The organism is Mycobacterium sp. IDUB_1 (assembly GCF_055419625.1).
In genome coordinates this window covers 199,444-207,348 of sequence record NZ_JBVAYA010000002.1, presented here as the reverse complement: position 1 = coordinate 207,348, position 7,905 = coordinate 199,444, and the positions used below count along the sequence as shown (strand labels likewise).

6 protein-coding genes and 1 pseudogene are annotated in these 7,905 nt (G+C 70.7%); 2 read left to right on the top strand and 5 right to left on the bottom strand.

Features of this window, described 5'->3' with window-relative positions; all coding sequences use genetic code 11:
* A pseudogene (locus ACZYYX_RS13805) lies at window positions 1-801 on the top strand (transglycosylase family protein); the annotation flags it as partial.
* A 6-nt stretch (window positions 802-807) separates the two neighbouring features.
* On the opposite strand, the gene ACZYYX_RS13800 reads toward ACZYYX_RS13805, so the two are convergent.
* The 4 genes from ACZYYX_RS13800 to ACZYYX_RS13785 are packed head-to-tail and all read right to left on the bottom strand — an operon-like array spanning window position 808 to window position 2,388.
* A complete protein-coding gene (locus ACZYYX_RS13800) occupies window positions 808-1,233 on the bottom strand; it encodes a molybdenum cofactor biosynthesis protein MoaE (protein WP_463815089.1) in 426 nt (141 codons plus the stop codon).
* The gene (locus tag ACZYYX_RS13795) at window positions 1,230-1,736 is read right to left on the bottom strand and encodes a MogA/MoaB family molybdenum cofactor biosynthesis protein (protein WP_463815088.1); all 507 of its coding nucleotides are present in this window, start codon (window positions 1,734-1,736) and stop codon (window positions 1,230-1,232) included. The genes ACZYYX_RS13800 and ACZYYX_RS13795 overlap by 4 nt, the downstream gene beginning before the upstream one ends.
* A complete protein-coding gene (gene moaC / locus ACZYYX_RS13790; RefSeq protein WP_463815087.1) occupies window positions 1,724-2,194 on the bottom strand; it encodes a cyclic pyranopterin monophosphate synthase MoaC in 471 nt (156 codons plus the stop codon). The genes ACZYYX_RS13795 and moaC overlap by 13 nt, the downstream gene beginning before the upstream one ends.
* Before the next feature lie 2 nt (window positions 2,195-2,196).
* On the bottom strand, window positions 2,197-2,388 hold the full coding sequence (locus ACZYYX_RS13785) for a hypothetical protein (RefSeq protein WP_463815086.1): 192 nt from the start codon (window positions 2,386-2,388) through the stop codon (window positions 2,197-2,199).
* A 55-nt stretch (window positions 2,389-2,443) separates the two neighbouring features.
* Between ACZYYX_RS13785 and ACZYYX_RS13780 the strand changes: the two genes are divergently transcribed.
* Window positions 2,444-4,708, top strand: a complete 2,265-nt coding sequence (locus ACZYYX_RS13780; protein ID WP_463815084.1) for a helicase-associated domain-containing protein — start codon at window positions 2,444-2,446, stop codon at window positions 4,706-4,708.
* Here ACZYYX_RS13780 and ACZYYX_RS13775 read toward each other — a convergent pair.
* Entirely contained in the window at window positions 4,705-7,800 is a 3,096-nt protein-coding gene (locus tag ACZYYX_RS13775; protein WP_463815083.1) for a hypothetical protein, read from the bottom strand. The genes ACZYYX_RS13780 and ACZYYX_RS13775 overlap by 4 nt on opposite strands.
* Window positions 7,801-7,905 lie beyond the last annotated feature (105 nt).

The window sequence follows — 7,905 nt, the reverse complement described above, 5'->3', positions numbered from 1 at the left end:
CCGCCCCCGGCTGACCCGATCGCCCCGCCGCTCCCGGCCCCGGCTCCGGTCGATGCCGCACCGCTCGACGCCCCGCTGCCTCCCCCGGCTGACCCGATCGCCCCGCCGCTCCCGGCCCCGGCTCCGGTCGATGCCGCACCGCTCGACGCCCCGCTGCCCGCGCCGCCTGCACCCGCGGTGGTCGATGTCGCGAACATCGCGCCGGCCGACCCGATGGCACCGCCGCCGCCGGCCCAGCCGGTGGTCAACGCCGCCGACTGGGACGCTGCGCAGACCCCTGCACCGGCAGACCAGCCGCAGGTATGGGCCCTGCACCCCGGCGATCTGCCGCTGCAGCCCGCCCCCGCAGCTCCCGTTCCCCCGCCCGTCCCGGCTCCCGCTGCCGTGGCAGCGCCCGCCCCGGACCCGCTGGCTCCGCTCAATGCGGTTCCGGTTCCCGCGCCGGCCTACGACGTCGCCAACCAGGCCATCTCTGGGGATCTGCCGATGCCCGACGGGATGCCGCACCTGGCCAGCCCGACGAATCTCCCGCCCGGCACCACGGCCGATCCGAACGCGGTGGCCGACCCGAGCCCGAACGTCACCTATCTCAAGGACATCTGGCACGCCATCCAGACGCAGGAGATCTCGGGCAAGGACGCGCTGCTCGCGCTCACGCAGCGTCCGCTGACCAGCGGTCCCGCCGCCCTCGAGCCGCTCGCTCCGGGCGCTCCGCTTCCGGGTGCACCGGTCGATCCGGCCGCGGCGCCGCCCGCCCCGGGTGCCCCGGTTCCGCCGGCTCCGGTCCTGCCGCCCGCCTGAGCTCCGCTACGCGGAGTTGACCCACTCGTCGGTGCCGTCGACGAAGAACTGGTGCTTCCACACCGGTAGCAGTTCCTTGACGCGGTCCACCAGCCGCGCGCATGTCTGAAACGCCGCGCCTCGGTGGTCTGCGGCCACGACGGCGATCAGCGCTGCGTCACCGATCCGCAGGGGGCCCACGCGGTGGCTGACGGCGAGAGCCCGTACCCCGCTGGACTCTGCGGCCACTTCCGCGGCGACGTCGGCGAGCACCTGGGCCGCCGACGGATGCGCCGAATACTCCAGCCGGGTCACCGACCGTCCGCCGTCGTGGTTGCGTACCAATCCCGCGAACGACACCACAGCGCCTGCGGCATGGTGCGCGACGAGGGCCTCGTGTTCGACGGCATCGATCGGATGCTCGGTCAGCTCTGCCCGGACGATCTCGGTCACGGTCGGTGATCTCCGCCCCGCAGCTGGTCGAGAGCATGGTCGAGAACGTCGTCGAGGACACCGAGGCCGTCGCGCACGCCACCGAGGGAACCGGGAAGGTTGACGATCAACGTCCGCCCGGCGACCCCGCACACTCCGCGGGACAGCACCGACGTCGGCACCTTCGGTAGCCCCGAGCGGCGGATCGCGTCGGCCAATCCGGGGACCTCGTAGTCGAGCAGGGCTGCCGTCTGCTGCGGCGTCGCATCGGTGGGCGAGATCCCGGTGCCGCCGGAGGTGACGATGACGTCTGGGCTGCGCTGCAGCGCAGCCCTCAGAGCCGCACCGACCGAGTCGCCGTCGGCGACCACCACGGCCGGCGGCGTGAGGACCGTGCGCGCGTTGAGCCATTCGACGATCACCGGACCGCAGCGGTCGGTGTAGACGTCGGACGCGGCGCGGGTGGAGGCGATGAGGACCCATCCGGACCGCGGCCGGGAAGACGATGTAGTCACCTCGACCACGGGCCCGTCTTGCCGCCCTCCTTGTGCAGCACGCGGATACCGTCGATCGACGCGGCGCGGTCGACGGCCTTGATCATGTCGTACACCGTCAGAGCGGCCACGCTGACCGCCGTCAGCGCCTCCATCTCGACCCCGGTGCGGTCGGTGGTGCGGACCGTCGCGGTGATGCCGACTTCCTCGCCGGCGACGTCGAAGTCGATGTCGACCCCGGTGATCGCCAACGGATGGCACAGCGGCACCAGGTCACTGGTGCGCTTGGCCGCCAGGATCCCCGCGACGCGGGCCGTCGCCAGCGCATCTCCCTTGGGGAGACCGTGGGTACTGATCAGGTCGATCACGTCGGCACGGGTGCGCACCGTGCCATGTGCCACCGCGACGCGCTTCGTGACGTCCTTGGCGGTGACGTCGACCATGTGGGCGGCGCCGGTCTCGTCGAGGTGCGAGAGGCGATCCGCCATCGCTACTTGTTGATGACGGTCGAGGACTGGACGAACGGAAGCTCCTCGGCCGGCAGGGGGAACGTGATGTCGCCGAACGGCGACAGTGCCCCGGTGCGGTCGGCGGCGAGCTCACTGACGGCGTGGTCGTCGGCGTCGCTCGTGGGCCAACCCGGATCGACGTATTTCTTCTTGTCATCAGCCACGGATGACATTGTGGCAGGCCGATCGCCGGCTGGCGAGGGTGGGCGGCTGCTTTACGCTGGTCAGGTGAGCGCCAAGAGCCCCGGTGTGCCGTTGGGCGTGTGGTTGGCCGAACGCGACGACGAGGCACTGATCACGCTGCTACGGCTGCGCCCCGACCTCACCCAGCCGCCGCCGGGCACGATCTCTGCGTTGGCAGCACGTGCCACAGCGCGGCAGTCGGTCAAGGCGGCCACCGACGACCTCGACTTCCTGCACCTCACGGTGCTCGACGCGCTGCTGACCGTGCACGCGGAGACGACGGCGGTCACGTTCGGCGAGCTCGCTGCGGCGCTGGGCGAACGCACCGATGAGGCCTCCGTTCGCGCCGCCGTCGACGACCTGACCGCGCGTGCGCTGGTGTGGGGCGACACCACGGGAGAGGGCGCCCTGCGGGTCGTCGCCGAGGCCGCGAACGTGCTGCCCTGGTACCCGGGCCAGGCGACACTCGAACCGCAGGCCCTGTCCGCCACGGAGGTCTCCGGGGCCCTCGACGCGCTCGACGATGCCGCGCGCGATCTGCTCGACAAGCTGCTCGAGGGCTCCCCGATCGGGCGCACCCGCGACGCGCTACCCGACGCTCCCCCGGACCGGCCCGTGCAACGGCTGTTGGCCGCCGGGTTGCTGCGCCGGCTCGACGCCGACACCGTGATCCTGCCGCGACTGGTGGGGCAGGTGCTGCGCGGTGAGACGCCAGGCCCGGTGAGCCTGACCCGGCCCGATCCGACCGTGACGACGACGTCGACCGCCGACGTCGACGCCGTCGCGGCGGGCGCTGCGATCGACCTGCTGCGCGACGTCGACGTGGTTCTCGAGAACCTCAGCGCGACACCGGTTCCCGAGCTCCGCAGCGGTGGCCTCGGGGTGCGCGAGGTCAAACGACTGACCAAGTCGACCGGTATCGACGAGCGCCGGCTGGGCCTGATACTCGAGGTGGCGCTCGCCGCGGGACTGATCGCGGCGGGCGTTCCCGAGCCTGAACCGCCCGACACCGGTTCGTACTGGGCGCCGACGGTGGCCGCCGACCGGTTCATCGAATCCCCCACCGCGGTCAAGTGGCACCTCCTGGCGACGGCGTGGCTGGACCTGCCGGGCCGCCCGAGCCTGGTCGGCAGCCGCGGCCCCGATGGGAAACCCTATGCGGCGCTGTCGGATTCACTGTTCTCGACGGCTGCGCCGCTGGATCGCCGACTCTTGCTGACGATGCTCGCAGGCCTCCCACCGGGGTCAGGCGTCGACGCCGCGAGCGCATCGCGTGCCATGATGTGGCAGCGGCCGCGCTGGTCGGCGCGCCTGCAGCCCGAGCCGGTGGCAGATCTGTTGACCGAAGCGCACGCCGTCGGCGTCGTCGGCCGTGGGGCGCTGGCCGGGCCGCTGCGCAAACTGCTCGCCGGCGAGGACGACCAGGCCGTGATCGCCTCGATGGACAAGACGCTGCCCTCGCCGATCGACCACTTCCTGGTGCAGGCCGACCTGACCGTCGTCGTTCCGGGCCCCCTGGAGCGGGACCTCGCTGACCAACTGGGTGCGGTCGCCGCCGTCGAATCAGCCGGCGCAGCAATGGTGTACCGCATCAACGAGGCGTCGGTGCGGCGCGCTCTGGACACCGGCAAGACCGCAGGCGAGCTCCACGCGCTGTTCGCCCGGCACTCGAGAACCCCTGTGCCGCAGGCACTCACCTATCTCATCGACGACGTCGCGCGCCGGCACGGACAGTTGCGGGTGGGCATGGCGGCGTCGTTCGTGCGCTGTGAGGACGCGGCGCTGCTGACCGCGGCCGTGTCGGCCCCCGCCACGGAAGTGGTCGAATTGCGCCTTCTCGCGCCGACGGTCGCGGTGTCGCAGGCCCCGATCTCCGAAGTGCTCACCGCGTTGCGCACCGCCGGGTTCGCGCCGGCGGCCGAGGATTCGACGGGGGCGATCGTCGATCTACGCAGCCGCGGCTCCCGCGTTCCGGCTCTGGGCCGGCGGCGCACCTTCCGGCCAGGCAGCACGCCGACCGATCAGACGCTGGGCGCGATCGTCGCGGTGCTGCGCAAGGTCGCCGCGACGCCGGCCTCGGGTCTGCGGCTCGATCCGGCGGTCGCGATCTCCGAATTGCAGTACGCCGCACACCATCAGGAGTCGGTGGTGATCGGCTACGTCGACCCCGCCGGTGTCGCCAGCCAACGCGTGGTCGCGCCGATCAACGTACGCGGTGGGCAGCTGACGGCGTATGACCCCGCCTCGGGCCGGGTGCGCGAATTCGCCATCCACCGGGTGACATCGGTGGTGTCGGCAGATCCGGGTTAGATCAGCGACACCGTGGTCAGCACCAGTCCGGCGACCAGTGCCGACAGACCGGAGTCGTCCACGACGTTCACCGTGATGGTGCGGGTCGGCAGGACCCCGAGTTGCGTCGCCTTGAAGGTGACCGCCTCCAGCGCCTGCTTGTACTGAGCGATCGTGGCCGCCCCGGACAGCGTCAAGACACCGGTGCCCGAGTTGTAGAGGGCCGTCACCGGGTTGCCGCTGATCCCGCCGAAGGCGAGCGTGTCACCGGTGCGGAGACCTGCGGTGATCGCCACCGACGCACCGGAGAGCATCGTCGAGTCACTGTCGATGATCGTGGCCGAGGTGATGGGTTTGACCGTGTTGTTGACCTTCACGATCGTCGCGCCGACCGTGGCGATCGTCGGCCGGTCCGGGTTCTTCACGCCCACGAGCACGGCCGCGGGCAGGAGTGTGCCGACGCCGGAGTCGTCGACGACATCGATGGTGAGCGTGCGCGTTTCGAGCAGACCCACGCCGCCGGTGGCGGTGAACGTCACGGCTTCGAGCGCGGCTTCGTACTGGGCCAGCGTGCCCGCCCCGGACAGGGTCAGCGTGTCGGTTCCGTTCCACGTCGCCGACACGGGGTTGCCGCCGATCTGGGTGAAGCTCAGCAGATCGCCGTCCTCCAGACCACCGGTGATCGTCACCGTCGCACCGGTGAGTGTGGTCGAGTCGAGGTCGCCGATCTCGACGTTGGATGCGACCTTGACCCCGGGCTTGCCCAGTGTGTACGTAGGCGGCAGCGAGAGCACGGTCACCAGGGGCCGAACCGGCGCGATGGTGTTGGCGAACACCACGCCCGGAACGGGACTGGTGTCGCCGTCCTGCTCGGTGACGCTGATCGTGACCGAGCGGGTGAGGCCCACCTGCGTGGCGCTGAACGAGATCGCCTCCAGCGCGGCGGTGTACTGCTCGACACTGGCCAGGCCCGTCAGCTCGACGGTCCAGTCGTTGGGCCGGCTCACCTGGATCGTGGAACCCGCCGGAGCGGTGTAGGTGAGCTTGTCCCCGGTCAACCGCCCCGCTCCGATGACAATCGTTGCACCGGTCAGGTTTCCGCCGTCGGCGTTGGCGACCAGCACCGAGGACAGCAGTTTCACCGGCGGCTTGCCGATGGTGTGGATCGGCGCTCCGATCGGGGTCACCGTCAACGGGAGTTCGACGACGATCGCAGGCAGCACCCCGATCACGAACGTCGCGGGGAGGACGTTGTCGACGCCGTCCTCGTCGGTCAGGCTGACGTTCACCGTGCGCAGACCGAGCCCGAATGCCGTTGCGCTGAACGTGATGTTCTTCAGCGCCGCCTCGAACTCGGCGAGCGTGCCCGGTCCGGTCAGCGTCACCGAACGGTTGTCGTCGCTGAAACTCGCCGCGATCTGGCTGCCGTTCGGCTGGGTGTAGTACAACAGGTCGCCGGTCTGCTTGTCGCCTCCGAGGGACACGGTGACCGAGGTCAGCGACGACGAATCGAGGTCGGTGATCTCGGCGACCGACACCAGCTTCACCGGGTCACCGCCCAACTGGAACGGTCCGCCTCCGAGGGCCAACAGGGACGGCGGCACCTGCACGGCCGGAAGCAGACCCAGCAGCACCACGGCGGGCAGCAGGCTCTGGACTCCCTGCTCGTCGGTGAGCGTGATCTCGACGGAGCGGCCCGCGAGACCGAGCTTGGTGGCGCTGAACGTGATGGCTTTCAGCGCTGCCTCGTAATCGGCCAGGGAGGCCAGCCCGCTGAGGGTGAGTGTGCGGTTGTCGTCGCTGAACGCCGGGGCGATGGTCACACCCGACGGCGCGCTGTATCCAAGCGCGTCACCGCTCTGCTTGCCCCCGACGATCGCCACCGTGACGCTCTGCAGGCGCGTGGAATCGGGATCGATGATGGCGGCCGCGGACAGCAGCGCGGCCGGACCGCTCTTGACCACGTACGGCAGCCCGGAGGTGGCGACCAGCGACGGCGGAAGCTGGATCAGTGGATCCACCGTGAACGTCACTGTCTGGCGGAGAGTATCGGTCTGCGCCAAGCCGATCAGGCGCGTGATGGTGTGCACCACGCTCAGCAGTCCCGGGAGGTCGACGGAGTCGTCGCTCACCACGACGGTGAATTCGACCGGCCGCGGATTCCCGATGACCGGTGTCGTCGGCGTGTAGAGGAAGGTTCCGTCGAGCGGGTTGCGCACGACCAGGCCACCGCTGACCGGTTGCACGATGTCGTAGGTGAGCGGGTCGTCGTTGGGGTCGTAGGCGTCGATCCGGACGACGACCTGGCCGGTGACGAGTTGCTCGGTGGTCACCGATCGCACCACCGGCGTCTTGTTGAACAACGTGTGGGTGATCAGCCGGCGCACGTAGGCCAGCAGGGCGTCGTCGACGGGCGAGGATGCCGGCGCCGTCGAGTCGGAGAGCGGAGCGACGTCCCTGGCCGTCGCCGGTTCGGCCAGACTCACCACCTCGACAGGTGCGGCCTGCGGCGCCGGGTCCGACACCCGAGCGAAGATGCGCTTCCTGGGCGCGGTCGCAACCGGCGTTGCAGCCGTCACGTCGTCATCCGAACTCTGTTCGGCGGGGTCGAGATCGGGTGCGCTGGCAGCCTCGACATCCCGACTCTCGTCGACGTCGGCATGCTTGCCGCGCCGGGGACCGTCGAACTTCAGGTGCCACCGGCGCGGCCCGGCCGCGGCGGCATCCGCATCCTCGGCGTCGTCGGCATCCTCGGCGCTGTCGGCATTGTTGGCGCCGCGGCTCTTCCCCGCGCCCGCCTTCACGCCGGACGTCGTGTCCTTGCCGCTGCGCGGCGTGTCCTGCGTGGCGCCACCAGGCGAGGAGACGGTCGTGTCGGTCTCACCGTCGCTGGCTGCGGCGACGCCTGTCGCGGCGTGCGCGACCGCCAACCCGATACCCAGGGAGACGGCGAGCGCGCCCACCCGCCCGACGGCGATCGCCGACCACTGCTGCTCGGCGCGGTGTCGGGCAGAACGGCGCGGCCCTGAGTCCTCGAGGAGCCGCGCAGCCGTCCAGAACTGTCCTCCGACTGCGCTCCGCGACGTCCGATGTCCGACAGGTTTCCCACTCATGCGCCCGGCCTCCGTACCACGTCCAGTCCCCCGTGACTGTTCGCCCCCCGACCACATCGCTGGGCATAGGCCGTGCTGGTTCGTGGCCGTCTACCCCGCGCAGCG